The sequence below is a fragment of the Halomonas sp. YLB-10 genome (assembly GCF_003856855.1).
Classification (GTDB): domain Bacteria; phylum Pseudomonadota; class Gammaproteobacteria; order Pseudomonadales; family Halomonadaceae; genus Halomonas; species Halomonas litopenaei.
The window spans coordinates 831230-847015 of sequence record NZ_RRCU01000001.1 but is presented as its reverse complement, the minus strand read 5'-3'; the positions used below and the strand labels follow the sequence as shown (position 1 = coordinate 847015).

Annotated in this window: 15 protein-coding genes and 5 tRNA genes; 10 read left to right on the top strand and 10 right to left on the bottom strand. The window is 64.1% G+C overall.

Features of this window, described 5'->3' with window-relative positions:
* Positions 1–99: 99 nt before the first annotated feature.
* The 4 genes from EBB56_RS03530 (at position 100) to ttcA (ending at position 4264) form a co-directional block, all read left to right on the top strand.
* Entirely contained in the window at positions 100–1923 is a 1824-nt protein-coding gene (locus EBB56_RS03530) for a DUF294 nucleotidyltransferase-like domain-containing protein (RefSeq protein WP_108131316.1), read from the top strand.
* Positions 1920–2612 carry a 3'-5' exonuclease gene (locus tag EBB56_RS03525; RefSeq protein ID WP_311767522.1) on the top strand — a complete coding sequence of 231 codons (693 nt, stop codon included), beginning with the start codon at positions 1920–1922 and terminating at the stop codon, positions 2610–2612. The genes EBB56_RS03530 and EBB56_RS03525 overlap by 4 nt, the downstream gene beginning before the upstream one ends.
* Before the next feature lie 72 nt (positions 2613–2684).
* Positions 2685–2924 (top strand): hypothetical protein, encoded by a 240-nt coding sequence (locus EBB56_RS03520; protein ID WP_239452527.1) that lies wholly within the window; start codon positions 2685–2687, stop codon positions 2922–2924.
* Positions 2925–3304: 380 nt separating this feature from the next.
* Positions 3305–4264 (top strand): tRNA 2-thiocytidine(32) synthetase TtcA, encoded by a 960-nt coding sequence (gene ttcA / locus EBB56_RS03515; RefSeq protein WP_083970319.1) that lies wholly within the window; start codon positions 3305–3307, stop codon positions 4262–4264.
* Between the two features lie 160 nt (positions 4265–4424).
* Here the strand turns inward: ttcA and fnr are convergent, their stop codons facing one another.
* The 10 genes from fnr to ccoN form a co-directional block, all read right to left on the bottom strand.
* On the bottom strand, positions 4425–5165 hold the full coding sequence (gene fnr, locus EBB56_RS03510) for a fumarate/nitrate reduction transcriptional regulator Fnr (RefSeq protein ID WP_045992157.1): 741 nt from the start codon (positions 5163–5165) through the stop codon (positions 4425–4427).
* A gap of 154 nt (positions 5166–5319) precedes the next feature.
* Positions 5320–6006, bottom strand: coding sequence for a sulfite exporter TauE/SafE family protein (locus tag EBB56_RS03505; RefSeq protein WP_108131317.1), 687 nt, complete (start codon positions 6004–6006; stop codon positions 5320–5322).
* On the bottom strand, positions 6003–6233 hold the full coding sequence (ccoS, locus tag EBB56_RS03500) for a cbb3-type cytochrome oxidase assembly protein CcoS (RefSeq protein ID WP_253555352.1): 231 nt from the start codon (positions 6231–6233) through the stop codon (positions 6003–6005). Before ccoS ends, EBB56_RS03505 begins: the two co-directional genes overlap by 4 nt.
* Positions 6230–8704, bottom strand: coding sequence for a heavy metal translocating P-type ATPase (locus EBB56_RS03495; protein ID WP_124802787.1), 2475 nt, complete (start codon positions 8702–8704; stop codon positions 6230–6232). The genes ccoS and EBB56_RS03495 overlap by 4 nt, the downstream gene beginning before the upstream one ends.
* On the bottom strand, positions 8704–9228 hold the full coding sequence (locus EBB56_RS03490; protein WP_124802786.1) for a FixH family protein: 525 nt from the start codon (positions 9226–9228) through the stop codon (positions 8704–8706). The genes EBB56_RS03495 and EBB56_RS03490 overlap by 1 nt, the downstream gene beginning before the upstream one ends.
* Positions 9228–10646: a cytochrome c oxidase accessory protein CcoG gene (gene ccoG, locus EBB56_RS03485; RefSeq protein ID WP_260425276.1), complete on the bottom strand. Its 1419-nt coding sequence runs from the start codon at positions 10644–10646 to the stop codon at positions 9228–9230. The genes EBB56_RS03490 and ccoG overlap by 1 nt, the downstream gene beginning before the upstream one ends.
* Before the next feature lie 116 nt (positions 10647–10762).
* Positions 10763–11704 carry a cytochrome-c oxidase, cbb3-type subunit III gene (gene ccoP / locus EBB56_RS03480; protein ID WP_045992152.1) on the bottom strand — a complete coding sequence of 314 codons (942 nt, stop codon included), beginning with the start codon at positions 11702–11704 and terminating at the stop codon, positions 10763–10765.
* The gene (locus EBB56_RS03475; protein WP_045992151.1) at positions 11701–11913 is read right to left on the bottom strand and encodes a CcoQ/FixQ family Cbb3-type cytochrome c oxidase assembly chaperone; all 213 of its coding nucleotides are present in this window, start codon (positions 11911–11913) and stop codon (positions 11701–11703) included. The genes ccoP and EBB56_RS03475 overlap by 4 nt, the downstream gene beginning before the upstream one ends.
* A 2-nt stretch (positions 11914–11915) precedes the next feature.
* Positions 11916–12533, bottom strand: coding sequence for a cytochrome-c oxidase, cbb3-type subunit II (gene ccoO / locus EBB56_RS03470; RefSeq protein WP_108131320.1), 618 nt, complete (start codon positions 12531–12533; stop codon positions 11916–11918).
* 23 nt (positions 12534–12556) lie between these two features.
* Positions 12557–13981: a cytochrome-c oxidase, cbb3-type subunit I gene (gene ccoN, locus EBB56_RS03465; protein ID WP_045992149.1), complete on the bottom strand. Its 1425-nt coding sequence runs from the start codon at positions 13979–13981 to the stop codon at positions 12557–12559.
* A 165-nt stretch (positions 13982–14146) separates the two neighbouring features.
* Here ccoN and EBB56_RS03460 point away from each other — a divergent pair, with 165 nt between their 5' ends.
* From EBB56_RS03460 to EBB56_RS03435, 6 genes are all read left to right on the top strand, one after another.
* Positions 14147–14857, top strand: coding sequence for an alpha/beta family hydrolase (locus EBB56_RS03460; protein ID WP_124802784.1), 711 nt, complete (start codon positions 14147–14149; stop codon positions 14855–14857).
* A gap of 179 nt (positions 14858–15036) precedes the next feature.
* Positions 15037–15112, top strand: a tRNA-Val gene (locus EBB56_RS03455).
* 40 nt (positions 15113–15152) lie between these two features.
* Positions 15153–15229 (top strand) — tRNA-Asp (locus EBB56_RS03450).
* Between the two features lie 29 nt (positions 15230–15258).
* Positions 15259–15335: transfer RNA gene (locus EBB56_RS03445), tRNA-Asp, on the top strand.
* A gap of 63 nt (positions 15336–15398) precedes the next feature.
* Positions 15399–15475 (top strand) — tRNA-Val (locus EBB56_RS03440).
* Positions 15476–15478: 3 nt separating this feature from the next.
* Positions 15479–15555 (top strand) — tRNA-Asp (locus tag EBB56_RS03435).
* Positions 15556–15786: the final 231 nt, after the last annotated feature.

The window sequence follows — 15786 nt, the reverse complement described above, 5'->3', positions numbered from 1 at the left end:
GGGCCATCAGGCAGGGGCGTCGGCCCACCATCCGTCGCCCCCTGCCAGACGACAACACTCCCCGACCCCGGCCTCGCCGGGGTCGGTCATGGAGCAGACATGATCGACATCGACTTCACTCATCCACCGTTTTCATTGCTCGACGAGGCCGAGCGCGAGCGGGTCCTGGGCGGGCTGGATATCGCCTACTACGGGCGGGATGACGTGATCCTCGATGCAGGGCAGTCCGGCGAGTTCGTCTTTGTGATCCACAAGGGCGAAGTCGCCGAACTGGACCCGGCCGAGGGCCCCGCCGGGGGGCGCATCGGCCACTACACCGGGGGCGATCTGTTCGGTGCCATCAGCGTGATCAACGGCCAGAGCCGTTACCGCTTCGTCGCCGAAGAAGAAAGCCTGTGTTATCTGATGCCGCACACCTTGTTTCTGTCGCTGTGCGAGAACAACGCCGCCTTCTCGGACTACTTTCACCAGCGCCTGATCAGCAAGACGCGCTTGCTGGCCGAACGTCGCGCCGAGGGCGGGGTCACCCTGGCCGGATTCATGCTCGCCCGGGTGAACGAGTGCATGCGTGAACCGCTCAAGGTCGGCTCGACGACATGCATTCGCGACGCCGTGCTGACCCTCAAGGACAAGGGCGCCGACAGCCTGCTGGTCGAGACGCCCGATGGTCCTGGCATGCTGACCAAGACCGACCTGCTCGAGGCCCTGGTGCTGGAGGGGTGCGACGGTAATGCCGAGGTCGGTGGCATCGCTCATCTGTCGCTGGTGACGGTGGACGAAAGCCAGTACCTGTTCGAGGCACTGATCGAGATGACCCGCCACAAGGTGGCCAGGGTGGTGGTGCTTCAGGGCCAGCGGCTGATCGGTGTCGTGGAGCTGACCGATGTGCTCAGCTTCTTTTCCAGCCGCAGCTACGTGGTCAGCCTGCAGGTCGAGCAGGCGACGACCCTGGCCTCGCTCAGCGAAGCAAGTCAGCGTGCGCCGGAGCTGGTCGAGGCGCTGATGGCCCAGGGGGTACGCATGCGCTTCGCCATGGGCATGCTGTCGGCGCTCAATGGGCGCATCATCAGCAAGGCCTGGCACTTCTCGATGCCGGCCCCTCAGCGCGAGCGCGCCTGTCTGCTGGTGCTCGGCAGCGAAGGGCGCGGCGAGCAGATCCTGAAGACCGACCAGGACAATGCGCTGATCCTGGCCGATGACCAGCAGTGGGACGAGCTCAGCGCAGATACCGCGCGGTTCACCAGCGTGCTCGACGATCTGGGCTATCCGCGCTGCCCGGGCAACATCATGGTCTCCAACCCCCAGTGGGTCGGCACCCTTGCGCAATGGCGCGCGCGCATCCGTCGCTGGGTCAGCGAACCCGACGGAGAAAGCCTGATGCGTCTGGCGGTGCTTGCCGACGCCTCGGGGGTGGCCGGTGACTTTGCCCTGGTGGACCGACTCCACGACGTGCTGATCGAAGAAACACGGGGCAATGAACTGTTGCTGACCCATCTGGCGAGGGGGGTGTTGCGGTTCTCGACGCCCTTGACCCTGTTTGGAACGCTGAAGAAGCCCGAGCACGGCGTCGACATCAAGAAGGGTGGCATCTTTCCTATCGTCCATGGTGTTCGCACCATGGCACTGGAGTGCGGGCTGCGCGAGACCTCGACCCACGACCGGCTGGCGGCGCTGGCGTCACTCGGGCGCATCGAGCGGGTGGTGGCGGAGGATCTCGGCGAGGCGTTGTCGCTGTTCTGTGAGCTGCGGCTTCGGGCGCAGCTGGCCTACCGGCGCGACGATGCCCGGGCTACGGACGCCCCGGACAGAGTGGTGGTTCAGTCGCTCAATTCGCTGGAGCGGGACCTGCTGCGCGAGGCGCTGCATCTGGTCAAGGAGTTCAAGGCCAGCCTGTCCCACCGCTATCACCTGGAGTATGCATGAGTGTCGAGGCAGCCCCCCAGGGCAAGCTGCCTTGGCGTCAATGGTTTCGCTTGGGAGAGTACCCGATGCTGAGAGCGATCAGGCGTGTGGCCGACAGGCGTCGGCAGGCCGATGGCGATTTCGCCTGGCTGTTCAATCCCTATACCGGCGATGAGCTGGTGTCCCTGGACTGCGAAACCACCGGTCTGGATACCCGTCATGCGGAGCTGGTGTCCATCGCTGCGGTACGCATTCGTGACGATCGCGTCTTGACCAGCGAGTCGCTGGACCTGCGGCTCGCGCCTCCTGCCAGCCTGAGTGGAGACTCCATCTGCATCCATCGCCTGCGAGGGGTCGACCTGGAAGGCGGCCTCGAGGTGCGCGAGGCCTTGACGACGCTGCTGGAATTTATCGGCAATCGCCCATTGGTCGGCTGGTGTATCGACTTCGACCTGGCCATGCTGGATCGCTACCTGAAGGCGGAGTTCGGCTTCTCGCTGCCCAACGCCACCATCGACGTGGCCCAGCAGTACCGCAAGCGGCTGCGCCGAAGTCACCCGGAAATCGAGGTGCAGCCGACCTTTGAACAATTGGCAGAGCGACTGGGAGTCCCGATCATGGGACGCCATACGGCCCTGGGCGACGCCGTCACCACGGCGCTGATGCATCTGCGCCTGGAGAGCGGGGCACTCACGGCGCCATCGCGCTGACCCGTTGCCGCCATCCGCGCTGACCCGGTGCCGCCCGCACCGGCAACCATTCACCTGCAAGGAGATCCTGTCATGAGTCTGCACGCCATGTTGACCCTTCTCGAGCCCACGCTGCTGGCGCTGGGCCTGGTCTCGGTGCTGGTGGCCTACCTCCAGTACTATCGCCGTACCCGGGACCTGTGGGGCATGGTCAAGTTCTGGGAGAAGCGCCTGACCCTGACCGTGCGCGAGTTTGGCTGGCAACGTGCCGGCATCCTGCTGCTGTTGCTGGGCGTGGTGGTGCGCTATCTGCTGGCGCTGAACGTCGTCTAGGGCTTGTCTGAAAAGTGCCTGCGCTCGGTAATACGGCGTTAAAAATCGGATCAAAATGCTCATTTACACCCCGTAAACTGCGCTTTCTCACCGATTTTTGCCTTGTCTAACCTTCGCTCGTCGACTTTTCGGACAGCGCCTAGGGCCTGGCTGACAGGCACTTGCGTTCTTCGACTTGCCAGACCAGACCAGACCAGGCCACGACGCGCAAGGGCGCCACTACGGCGGTGTCGTCCTTGGCGGTTTCCGATGTGCTGCCGACGAAAAGCCTCTCCCGTATTGTCCTCGCCGGGGTAAGCGGTCGCTGACCTCTTCGCCACTAAAGCGTCCGGATGGTAGACTGGCGCCTCTTTCATTTTCAGCCGTGATGTCCCGCTCCCATGTCGCCACAGTCCGCCTCCGCCACCCTGTTCGATCCCCGTACCCCCGAGGATGACCATCTCTCGATCGATGCCGGTGTCAGCCCGGCCGACCCTGCTGCGGATGGCGATCAGACGGAAGCCCAAGTTCAGGCCAAGGCACGGCGTGAGTTCAACAAGCTGCAGAAGCGCCTGCGCCGCCAGGCCGGCAACGCCATCATTGACTACGGCATGATCCAGGAAGGCGACAAGATCATGGTGTGTCTGTCTGGTGGCAAGGACAGCTACACCATGCTCGAGATCCTGCGCAGCCTTCAGCGCAACGCGCCGGTCAACTTCTCGCTGGTGGCGGTGAATCTGGATCAGAAGCAGCCGGGCTTTCCGGAGCATGTGCTGCCGAACTATCTGGACAGTATCGGCGTGGACTACCACATCCTCGAGCGCGACACCTATTCGGTGGTGAAGGAGAAGACGCCGGAGGGCAAGACCACCTGCGCGCTCTGCTCACGCCTGCGGCGCGGCTCTCTCTATGGCTTCGCCGAGGAGATCGGGGCGACCAAGATCGCCCTGGGCCACCACCGCGAGGACATTCTCGAGACGCTGTTTCTGAACATGTTCTTCGGTGGCAGCCTCAAGGCGATGCCGCCCAAGCTGCTCTCCGACGACGGCAAGAACATCGTCATCCGCCCGCTGGCGTACTGCCGCGAGGCCGATATCCAGGCCTACAGCGAGGCGATGGAGTTCCCGATCATCCCGTGCAACCTGTGTGGTTCCCAGCCCAACCTGCAGCGCCAGGTGGTCAAGGAGATGCTGGCCGAGTGGGAGGTCAAGCATCCCGGGCGCCTCGAGAGCATGTTCAAGGCGGTGACCAATGTGGCGCCGTCGCAGCTGGCGGATCGGCAACTGTTCGACTTCGAGGGGCTGGAGGCCGTACAGGCCGAACGCCAGGCCCGGCGCATCGACGTGGTGGATGCCGGCTGATCTCGCCAACAGCGAATGTGCATGACGCCATGACAGCAAAAGAGGCCGCATCTCCGGATGCGGCCTCTTTCTTGTCACACGCCATCTATTACGCTTTGCTTTCCAGATCCTGGGTACCGGGCGCTGCTGGCCAAGCCCGGCACACTGCCGCCAGGCCCGCTCAGGTAACTTCGGTGTCGGCCAGGGTCGACAGCGCGGTCAGGTCGAGGATATTGACCTCACGTCCCGATACCGCCACCAGATCCTGCTGCTGGAAACGCCCGAGGATACGGCTGACCGTTTCCACCGCCAGCCCCAGGTGATTGCCGATGTCGGCGCGGGACATGGACAGGCGGAAGCTGAACGGTGAATAGCCGCGGCGGCGGAAGCGGTCCGACAGGCCGAGGAAGAAGCAGGCCAGGCGCTGATCGGCGGTCTTGCGTGACAGCAGCTGCATCATCCGGCGGTCCTCTCGCAGCTCCTTGCTCAGGGTGCGAAACAGCTGGGCACGCAGCTCCGGTAGGGTCTGGGTCAGCGCATCGAGGCGGTCGAAGGGAATCTCGCACACCGTGGTGGTCTCCAGCGCCACCACGCTGCCGGGATAGCGGCCGTCGTCGATGCCATCCAGGCCAACCAGTTCACTGGGCAGGAAGAAGTTGGTCAACTGAGCTTCGCCGCTGCCTTCGGTGGTGATCTGCTTGAGACTCCCCGATCGGACCGCGAAGACGCTGGTGAAGCGATCTCCCTGCTCGACCAATCGTGTGCCTTTCTTGATCGGCGGGTGACGACGGATGATGGAATCGAAGCGCTCGAGGTCGGCGGTCTCCAGCGACAGCGGAAGGCACAAGGAACTCAGGCTGCAGGACTCACAGCGAGTCTCATGCAGCATGGGACGCCGCCGATCTTGGGCCGTAGGACTCATTCGCAGCTCCTGTGGATCTGGGATCGATATTGACTGGGCCATGGGGAGAACAGACGTCGCCCGTACAGCACGTTGATGGCACTATTCTACACCCTCAGATCAGCTAAAAGTGGCGTCTACCTCTTTAGGATTAATAACTTAGAGGTAGGATGCGTCATTGGTGCAGCCCAGTCCAAAGTTGCCAGACGGCAAAGGCGATGATCATGCCAGCGGCGACAAGGCGTGTTGCCCGATGCGCCAGCAGGGCCTGCATTTGTCTTGCGGCGAGGCCCGTCACCACCAGCGCCGGAAGCGTACCAAGACCGAAGCTCGCCATCAGCAGTGCGCCCTCGAGGGGCTCGGCCCGTGCCAGGCTCCAGGCCAGCATCGAGTACACCAGGCCACAGGGCAGCCAGCCCCAGATGGCGCCCAGCGCCACCGCCTGGGGCAGACGCACCACCGGCAACAGGCGTCTGCCTGCGGGTTCCAGGTACCTCCAGAGGTGACGTCCCAGTGCCTCGACGTGACGCAGGCCTTTCCATAGATCGGCAATGTAAAGCGCCATCAGGATCAACATCAGGCTGGCGACGATCTGCATCAGGCCACGCAGGGTCGGCGAAAGGCCGATCACCGAACCCAGGGCGGCAACCAGAGCGCCCGCCACACAGTAGCTGGTGATACGACCTACATTGTAGCCGAGCACAAGTGTGCTCACCCGCCAAGGTTGACGCATGCTGGGTGGGATGGCAAAGGTCAGGGCGCTCATGATACCGCCGCACATGCCAATACAGTGTGCACCGCCGAGCAGGCCAAACACGAAGGCCGCCATCATGGGAGGCAGCTCGAGGCCGGTAGGATTCACTCAGGCCCTCTGGACGATGGATCACGATCGGATGTCTGCGCAGGCGTTTCGGACGAGGAAGCGCCGTCATCGGCACTGCGAGTGTCGTCCTCATCCTCGAACAGGATGCGATAGGCGGGGCCTTCGAGGTCCTCGAACTGGTCGTTGCGCACCGCCCAGAAGAAGGCCCAGACCGCCAGGCCCAGCAGGATCAACGACAAGGGTATCAACAGGTAAAGGATGCTCATGGGCCGGGGCTTGCGGTGACGGGTGAAGGTGTCGCGGTCGGCCTGGTGCGTCCGCGCCGCAGACGCAGGGCATTGCCGATGACCAGCAACGAGCTGAGTGACATGCCGATGGCGGCAAGCCATGGGGGCACGAAGCCCAGCGCCGCTGCGGGCAGCGCCACGACATTGTAGAGCACCGACCAGGACAGATTCTGGCGAATGATGCGACGGGTCTGGCGGGCCACCTCGATGGCTTCGACGATACCCGTGAGCGGTTCGCCCAGCAATACCAGATCGGCGCGGGTGCGGGTGAGGTCGCTGGCCCCGGCCATGGCGATGGCAAGGTCGGCGCCGGCCAGTACCGGCACGTCATTGATGCCATCACCGACCATGGCCACCTTTTCACCCTGTGCCTGTCGCGCCTTCAAGTGCCCGAGCTTGTCCTCGGGGGTGGCCTCGCCACGCCACTGATCGACGCCCAGCGTGCGGGCCAGCTGGCCGACGTTGACTGCGCGGTCGCCCGACAGGATCTCGATGGCAAGCCCCCGCTGGGCGAGGGCGGCGAGGGTCTCGGCGGCGTCGTCACGGGGCTGATCGTCGAGCTTGAACCAGGCCTGGGGCTTGCCTTCGCAGGCCAGCAGCAGCCAAAGCCCTGCGCCAGGGAGCTCAGTAACGGGTTGGCCCAGGCAGGCAAAACGCGGCTGGCCCAGTCGCCAGCGCCGGCCGTCGATCACGCCTTCCACGCCCTGACCCGGGTGATTGCGCAGTTCGCTGGCCTGGCAGCTGGCGTCGCGCCAGGCAGCGAAGGCACGGGCGATGGGGTGCTCCGAGCCGGTCTCCAGTGCCGCCGCCAGTGCCAGATGCCGGCGCTTGGCGGCAGCGTCCATCTCGCCATTGTTGGCGCTTCCTTCGTCGTCGCTCAGCGGCCGGTGTTCGGCGAGTTGCATACGCCCCCGGGTCAGGGTGCCGGTCTTGTCGAAGACGACGCGATCGAGGCCGGCCAGGGTCTCCAGCGCATCGGCTCGGGTCACCAGTACCCCGGCACGTCTCAGCCGGCCGTGGGCCACGGTCAGGGCGGTGGGGGTCGCCAGCGCCAGGGCGCAGGGGCAGGTCACCACCAGTACCGACAGGGTGATCCACAGGCTGCGGCTAGGGTCGATCAGGCTCCAGACCAGCGCCACCAGGGCGGTGATGACCAGCAGGTTCAACACGAAGCGATGGGCCACCTGCTCGGCCAGGCGGGCGATACGTGGACGATGGGCGAAGGCACGGTCGGTGAGATCGAGAATGCCGGCGGCGCGGGTATCGTCGCCGACGCGGGTGACCATCACTTCGATCGGGCTGTCCATGCACAGGGTACCTGCGTGCACGGTATCTCCCTGGCGACGCAGGCAGGGCAGCGATTCGCCGGTCAGCAGCGACTCGTCGATCTGGGCCAGGCCCGAGGTAAGGGTGCCATCTGCAGGAATCTGGGCGCCGGGGCTGACCCGAACCCGGTCCCCCGGGACCAGCTGACTGGCGGGGATGACGCGTTCATCGCCCTGCTCGTCGAGGCGCACCGCGGCACTCGGCAGCGCGCTGGCCAGGGCATTGCCGCTGCGGCCGTAGTGGGTACGGGCGCGAGACTCCAGGTAGCGTCCGAACAGCAGGAAGAAGGTGAACATGCTGACCGAGTCGAAGTAGCGGTCCCCGGAGTCGCTCACGACCGACCAGGTGCTGGCGACGAAGGCACCACCGATGGCCAGCGCCACCGGCACATCCATGCCCAGCACGCGGGTTCGCAGATTGCGCAGGGCGCCGACGAAGAAGGGTTGGGCCGAGTACAGTACCACCGGAGTGGTCAGCGCCAGCGATAGCCAGGCAAACAGACGCTCGAACTCGGTGCTGAGATCACCGCCGTCGACGTAGTGCGGGATGGAAAACATCAGCACCTGCATCATGCCGACTGCCGCCACGATCAGGCGCCTTATCATCTGGCGCGACTGTTGCTTGAGCCGCTGCTGGGCCTGGTCCGGCTCGTAGGGCTGGGAGGGATAGCCAATGGCGGCCATCTCGGCCAGCAGGCGCGACAGCGACAGGCGTTCGGGATCCCAGCGCACCTGAAGGCGATGCTGGGAAAGATTGACAGCGCAGCTCTCCAGGCCGTCGAGGGCATTCAGGCGGTGTTCGATCAGCCAGGCGCAGGCGGCGCAGGTGATGCCATCCACCGCCAGGGTCGCTACCTTGGTGTCGCCATCCTGACGCACGAAACGATCCTGCAGGCCCGGATCGTCGAATACCTGATAGCGGGCCTCGTCGGCGGGTGTCGGCGATGGGCGCTCCGGCAGGGCGGTGCGAAAGCGATAGTAGCTGTCCAGGCCGCCGCCGACGATGGCCTGGGCCACCGCCTCGCAGCCCGGGCAGCACAGCGGATGGCGCTGGCCATCCAGGGTGATCGACCAGGATGCTGTGGCCTCCACCGGGGCGCCACAGTGGTAGCACGAGGCCGCCATCAGAGTCCCGGTGTCAGGCGCACGGAGGTCTCCCGCGGGAACTCTGCCTCGCCGGTCAGGCGCCATTCAGGCTGCTGTCCCGACGCGCCTTCTGCGTGGGGCTGCAGCTGAAGGTACCAGCGATAGCGCAGATTGCGCTCGAGGGTGCCGACATAGTGGCCTTCACGGGTGTGGGTCAGCACCAGTGCCCGGTCGCGGGCGCCATCGGTGGGGAACTTCAGCGCCAGATCCAGCCGCTCTGGGCGTTCGTCGCCATCGAGTGTTACCACCACGTCGCCGGTGGTGGCGTCGATGCGCAGCTCGGCCGCCAGCCCCAGCGCCTCGGCACGTTGCTGCTTTTCGAGCTGGACGTTGATGGCCAGACCTTCCTTGTAGTAATCGTCCGGCACCGAACCGTCGAAGTAGCGGATCGAGAAGGCCAGGTAGACCATGCTGAAGGTGACCGACGACAGCAGCAGGGCGATCAGGAACCAGGGCCAGAACTGCTTGTACCAGGGCGGCACCTGGGGATCGGACAGGGACATCAGGGGGTAACTCCTATAAATCGGCTTTCACGTTCGATGGCCACGGACGGATCGTCCTCGGCGAGGACGCGAACGCTGATATCGGCACTACGTTGTTCCATCTGATCAGGATTCACGCTCAAGGTCATCACCAGTTGGCGGGACTGGTTGGCGGGAACCTCGATGGCGGTGGTGTCGCTCTCGAGACCCTCGATGCCGGCTACCTCGATCACGTAGCGATGAGGGCGGTTGTCGAGGTTACGCACGGTCATGGCGTAGGAGTTGGCGATGCGTCCATCGGTCAGTGTCTGGTAGAGCCGAGCGCGATCGCGCTCCACATCCACATCCAGCGGTGTGCGGTCGGCGATGGTCCAGACGAACAAGCCGATCATCACCACCAGGGCGACCAGGTAGCCGATCAGTCGAGGCCTCAACAGGTGGGTCTTGTTGCCGTCGAGGGCGTGCTCGGTGGTGTAACGCACCAGGCCACGGGGGTAGCCCATCTTGTCCATTACGCTGTCGCAGGCGTCGATGCAGGCGGCGCAGGTGATGCACTGGTACTGCAGACCGTCGCGGATATCGATGCCGGTCGGGCAGACCTGAACACAGAGGTCGCAGTCGATGCAGTGGCCAAGGCCCTGCTCTGCCGGGTCGGCGTTGCGCTTGCGCGGGCCGCGAGGCTCCCCGCGGTGGTAGTCGTAGGACACGATCAGGGTGTCGCGATCGAACATCACCGACTGGAAGCGGGCGTAGGGGCACATGTACAGGCAGACCTGCTCGCGCAGCCAACCGGCGTTCAGGTAGGTGAAGACGATAAAGAAGCCGACCCAGAAATAGGACCAGCCGCTGGCCGACAGGGTGGCAAGGTCCGTCACCAGGCCACCGATCGGAGTGAAGTAGCCGACGAAGGTGATGCCGGTGGCCGCCGAGATGATCAGCCAGATGGCGTGCTTGGCGCTCTTGCGCCAGGCCTTGTCGGCGTCCCAGGAGCGCTTGTCGAGCTTGATGCGACGATTGCGCGGCCCCTCGATGCGGTGCTCGACCCAGATGAACAGGAAGGTCCAGACGCTCTGGGGGCAGGTGTAACCGCACCATACTCGACCGGCAAAGACGGTGATGAAGAACAGGCCGAAGGCGCAGATGATCAAAAGCCAGGACAGCAGCACGAATTCCTGGGGGTAGAAGGTGGCGGCGAAGATATGAAATTCGCGCCCCGGCAGATCAAACCAGACCGCCGGTCGATCACCCCAGGGAATCCAGGGCAGCAGCAGAAAACCGAGCATCAGCGCCCAGTTGGCGACCCGACGAACACGCTGGAACACGCCTTTGATCTCGCGTACGTAGATGTGCCGGCGGCTCTCGTACATGCTCTGGCTGTCGGGGGAATGGTGCGACACCGCAGGGTCGGTGACGTCGTGGGCAGGGATCTTGTCGCTCATGGCAGACTCACATCGCGTCGATGGGGCCGAAGCCCCAGTCTAGCGATTGACGGGTAGGTGGGTGGCGAGTGCGGCCAAGCGCCGCACTCGCCGCGGGAGCGATCCCGCTGGGGTCACTACTGACTCTGGTCCTGATTCTGGCTCAGACCATAGACATAGGCGGCGACCAGGTGGACCCGCTCCTCGCCGATGTAGGCGGCCTGCGCCGGCATATGGCCGTTGCGGCCGTTGCGCAGCGTCTGACGCACGGAGTCGGCCAGGCTCTGGCCCGGTGCCTGGTACAGCCAGCTGTCGTCGGTCAGATTGGGCGCGCCCAGCGCCTGGTTGCCGGTACCGTCAGGCATATGGCAGGCGGCACACACCGAGGTGAAGACGGCGCCGCCTTTTTCGGCACGTTCGGCGTCCTCGGCCTGGCCGGACAGCGACAGCACATGCTGGGTCAGGTTCTCGATATTGTCCGCGCCGAGCTGCTGCCATGACGGCATCAGGCCATTGCGTCCGTTGTTGATGGTGGTGACGATGTGCTCGGGCTCGCCGCCGTAGAGCCAGTCGTCGTCGGTCAGATTGGGGAAGCCGTAGCCGCCCTTGGCGTTGGAACCGTGGCAGATGGCGCAGTTGTTGAGGAAGATGCGCTCGGCCACCTGCATGGCGTCACCGTCCTGGGCGAGTTCCGGGATGGGTACCTGCTGGTACTTCTCGAAGATCGGTGCAAAGCGCTCTTCGGCCTGGGCGACCTCTTCCTCCCACTGACCTTCCTGGCTCCAGCCCAGCACACCGGCGAAGTTGCCGAGGCCCGGATACAGCACCAGATAGCCCAGGGAAAAGATCACCGTGGCAACGTAGAGCTGAAACCACCAGCGAGGCAGCGGGTTGTCGTATTCGTCGATACCGTCGGCGGTGTGGCCGGTGGTCTCGACGGTGCCGTCGGCGTCAGGGCGCTTGTCGGTCTTGCGGTTGGCCCACAGAAGCCAGAACGCAAAGCCGATGGTGCCGAGCGTGATGACGATGATCCAGGCACTCCAGAAGCCTGAGAGGGCATCACCCCAAAGCGTATTCATGTGTTCTTCTCTCCCCTGTCCTCTCGGGAATCGGCCTGTCGCTCGGCCGTGCGGTCACGATTCGGTTGTTCGTCGTCGTCGGCGAACGGCAGCTGCGCCGCCTGATCGAACTCGCGCTTGCGGCGGCTCGAGTAGGCCCAGGCCACCAGGCCCAGGAAGGCGATCAGCAGGATGCCGGTCAAGATGCCGCGAAAGGTTCCGATATCCATGGTTACGGGCTCTTCGCCGAGCTGGGCAACACCGTGCCAAGCTGCTGCAGGTAGGCGACCAGGGCGGTGATTTCACGCTCACCGCGGACCTCGCTGGTGGCGTTGGCGATCTGCTCGTCGGTGTAAGGCACGCCCAGTTTCTGAAGGGTGCGCATCTTGGCCGGGGTGTCCTCGCCGTCCAGGGTGTTCTCGAACAGCCAGGGGTAGGCCGGCATCACCGATTCCGGCACCACGTCCCGCGGGTTGTAGAGGTGGGCACGATGCCAGTCGTCACTGTAGCGACCGCCGACGCGGGCCAGGTCCGGGCCGGTGCGCTTGGACCCCCACAGGAAGTTGTGCTCGTAGACGGATTCACCGGCCACACTGTAGTGGCCATAGCGCTCGGTCTCGGCACGGAAGGGGCGAATCATCTGCGAATGACAGCCGACGCAGCCTTCGCGGCGATAGATGTCCCGGCCTTCCAGTTCCAGTGCGGACAGCGGCTCGAGGCCCTCGACCGGCTCCGTGGTCTGCTTCTGGAAGAACAGCGGTACGATCTCGGCCAGGCCACCGAAGCTGATCACCACCAGCACCAGCACCGCCATCAAACCGACGTTCTTTTCTATGATCTCGTGTTTCATGTCAGTCTCGGTCCTTCGTTGACTCAGGCGGTCTGGGGCAGGGGCGCGCCGCGCTTGGCGGAACCCTTGACGGTCATGGCCACGTTGACGGCCATGATCAGCATGCCGGTCACCCAGAAAAGGCCACCGATCAGGCGCACGATGTAGCCGGGGCCGCTGGCCTCGACGGTCTCGACGAAGGTGTACATCAAGGTGCCGTCTTCGTTGATGGCGCGCCACATCAGGCCCTGCAGGATGCCGTTGACCCACATCGCGGCGATGTACAGCACGGTGCCGATGGTGGCCAGCCAGAAGTGCACCGCCACCAGCTTGACGGAGTACATCTCGGTGTGACCGAACAGGCGTGGAATCAGGTGGTACATCGAGCCGATGGTGATCATCGCGACCCAGCCGAGGGCGCCGGCGTGGACGTGACCGATGGTCCAGTCGGTGTAGTGGGACAGGGCGTTGACGGTCTTCACCGCCATCATCGGGCCTTCGAAGGTCGACATGCCGTAGAACGACAACGCGACGACGAGAAAGCGCAGGGTCGGGTCGGTTCGCAGCTTATGCCAGGCCCCGGAGAGGGTCATCATGCCGTTGATCATGCCGCCCCAGGAGGGCGCCAGCAGAATGATCGACATCACCATGCCCAGCGACTGCGCCCAGTTCGGCAGGGCGGTGTAGTGCAGGTGGTGGGGGCCGGCCCACATGTAGACCATGATCAGCGCCCAGAAGTGGACGATGGACAGGCGGTAGGAGTAGACCGGGCGCTCGGCTTGCTTGGGCACAAAGTAATACATCATGCCGAGGAAGCCGGCGGTCAGGAAGAAGCCTACCGCGTTGTGGCCGTACCACCACTGCACCATGGCGTCGATGGCGCCGGAGTAGATGGAGATGGAGTAGGTGGCGGTGACCGGAAGGGCCGCGCTGTTGACGATGTGCAGTACGGCAACGGTCAGGATGAAGGCGGCGAAGAACCAGTTGGCCACGTAGATGTGGGAGGTCTTGCGGACCTTGATGGTGCCGAGGAAGACGGCTGCGTAGGTCACCCACACCACCGCGAGCAGAATGTCGATGGGCCATTCCAGCTCGGCGTATTCCTTGACCTCGGTGAGGCCCAGCGGCAGGGTGACGACCGCGCACAGGATGACCGCCTGGTAGCCCCAGAAGGTAAAGGCGGCCAGCTTGTCGCTGATCAGCCTCACCTGGCAGGTGCGCTGGACGACGTAGTAGGACGTCGCGAACAGGGCGGAGCCGCCGAAGGCGAAGATGACCGCATTGGTATGCAGCGGGCGAAGCCGACCGAAGCTTGTCCAGGGCAAGCCAAGGTTGAGTTCCGGCCAGACCAGTTGGGCGGCGAGAATCACACCGAGGGTCATGCCCACGATGCCCCACACCACCGTCATGATCGCGAACTGCCGGACCACCTTGTAGTTGTAGGTCGGATGTTCAAATGCTGTGCTCATGATCAGTTTCCCATCGATCGCGTAAAGGGGACGATCCCCCGGCCATAGTGCCTGCCCGGCAATTGCCTCAGAATGATGCAGATCAACAACCACTCAGAATTCTAGCCCAGCCTGGCAGTGAGAAGAACTTAGCCTCTGGTGGCAGTGAACTTTGGAAACTTGGCCGTGTCACAACTCGTTTTACCCGACGCTTTTACTCAGGAATTCAGCCAGGCACTCGCCGCCGGGCACCGTGGCGAGTGGCAGGTGCCCGACCTGGCGCCGGTGATCCTGGAGGGACCACCTTGCCGAGACGTGTTGTTGCTGGCGCATGGGGCCGGTGCCGGACACGATTCACCCTTTTTGCTTGAATGGCGCGCGGCGCTGGCCCGGGCCGGCGTACAGACGCTGTCATTCGAGTTTGCCTATCTGCGCGAGATGCGTGCGGCGGGGCGTCGGCGGCCGCCGCCCAGGGTGGCTCGGCTGGTGGAGGAAATGCGCCTCTGGCGTGACGTTTTGTCGCAGATGGTGCCAGGGGCGCTGTGGCTCGGCGGCAAGTCCATGGGCGGGCGGGTGGCCAGTCTGCTGGCCGCCGAGGACGGTGCACCGGGGCTGGTGCTGGCTGGCTACCCCTTTCATCCCGTGGGCAAGCCCGAGCGCCTGCGGCTGGATCACTGGCCGTCGCTGGCTTGCCCTCTGGTGGTGCTGCAGGGTACCCGGGACCCTTTCGGTACTCGAGACGAGGTGGCGGGCTATGAGTTGCCGGCGCATGCGCGTCTTGAATGGCTCGAGGATGGTGACCACGACTGGTCGCCGCGGCGCTTGAGTGGACTGTCGCGTCAGGACCTGATGGCTAAGGCGGCGCGCGCTACCGCGGACGCCATGGGCAAGTCGTGAGCGCTTCTTTCTGCAAGGGTGGATATCACGGCGCTGTGGCGCCAGCCCTTGCGCCGTCTGGCTTTCGGCCCAAGTCGATGAATGCACGGGCAAAAGTCGGGACAAAAAAAACGAGAAAGATGCGTGGAGCGCGTTGACATCCCCCGGATGTTCTGTAGAATGCAGCGCCACGTGACCAGGGGTGGTTAGCTCAGCTGGGAGAGCACCAGCCTTACAAGCTGGGGGTCACAGGTTCGAACCCTGTACCACCCACCATCATGAAAATGATGGATGGACACGTAGAGTAGAGAGCGCTGGACCGGTAGTTCAGTTGGTTAGAATGCCGGCCTGTCACGCCGGAGGTCGCGGGTTCGAGTCCCGTCCGGTCCGCCAGCGTCTCTTCTCGAATTGGTCATCATTGCGGACCGGTAGTTCAGTTGGTTAGAATGCCGGCCTGTCACGCCGGAGGTCGCGGGTTCGAGTCCCGTCCGGTCCGCCACGATGACAAGCCAAAGACGACGTCTTCAGGAAACTCGAGACATCGCACCGTGTGAAATAACGTGGGTGATTAGCTCAGTTGGTTAGAGCACCAGCCTCACATGCTGGGGGTCACTGGTTCGAATCCGGTATCACCCACCACGCGGACCGGTAGTTCAGTTGGTTAGAATGCCGGCCTGTCACGCCGGAGGTCGCGGGTTCGAGTCCCGTCCGGTCCGCCAGTTTCACTTGATCCAGTTCGCTGGAAAAGTCCGGTCCTGTTACCGGCGCTTATTTCGGAAGGCCCCGCTGCTACGCAGCGGGGCCTTTTTCGTGTGCGTCAGGTCAGCGGTGGTGGACGAGGGTTGACTGGAGGGCTATCCAGAGAGCTGTTCCAGGAGGGCGATTCCAGGGGCTATTTCAGGAGCTGTTTCAGGAGCTGTTTCAGGAGCTGTTTCAGGGGCCCTTTCAAG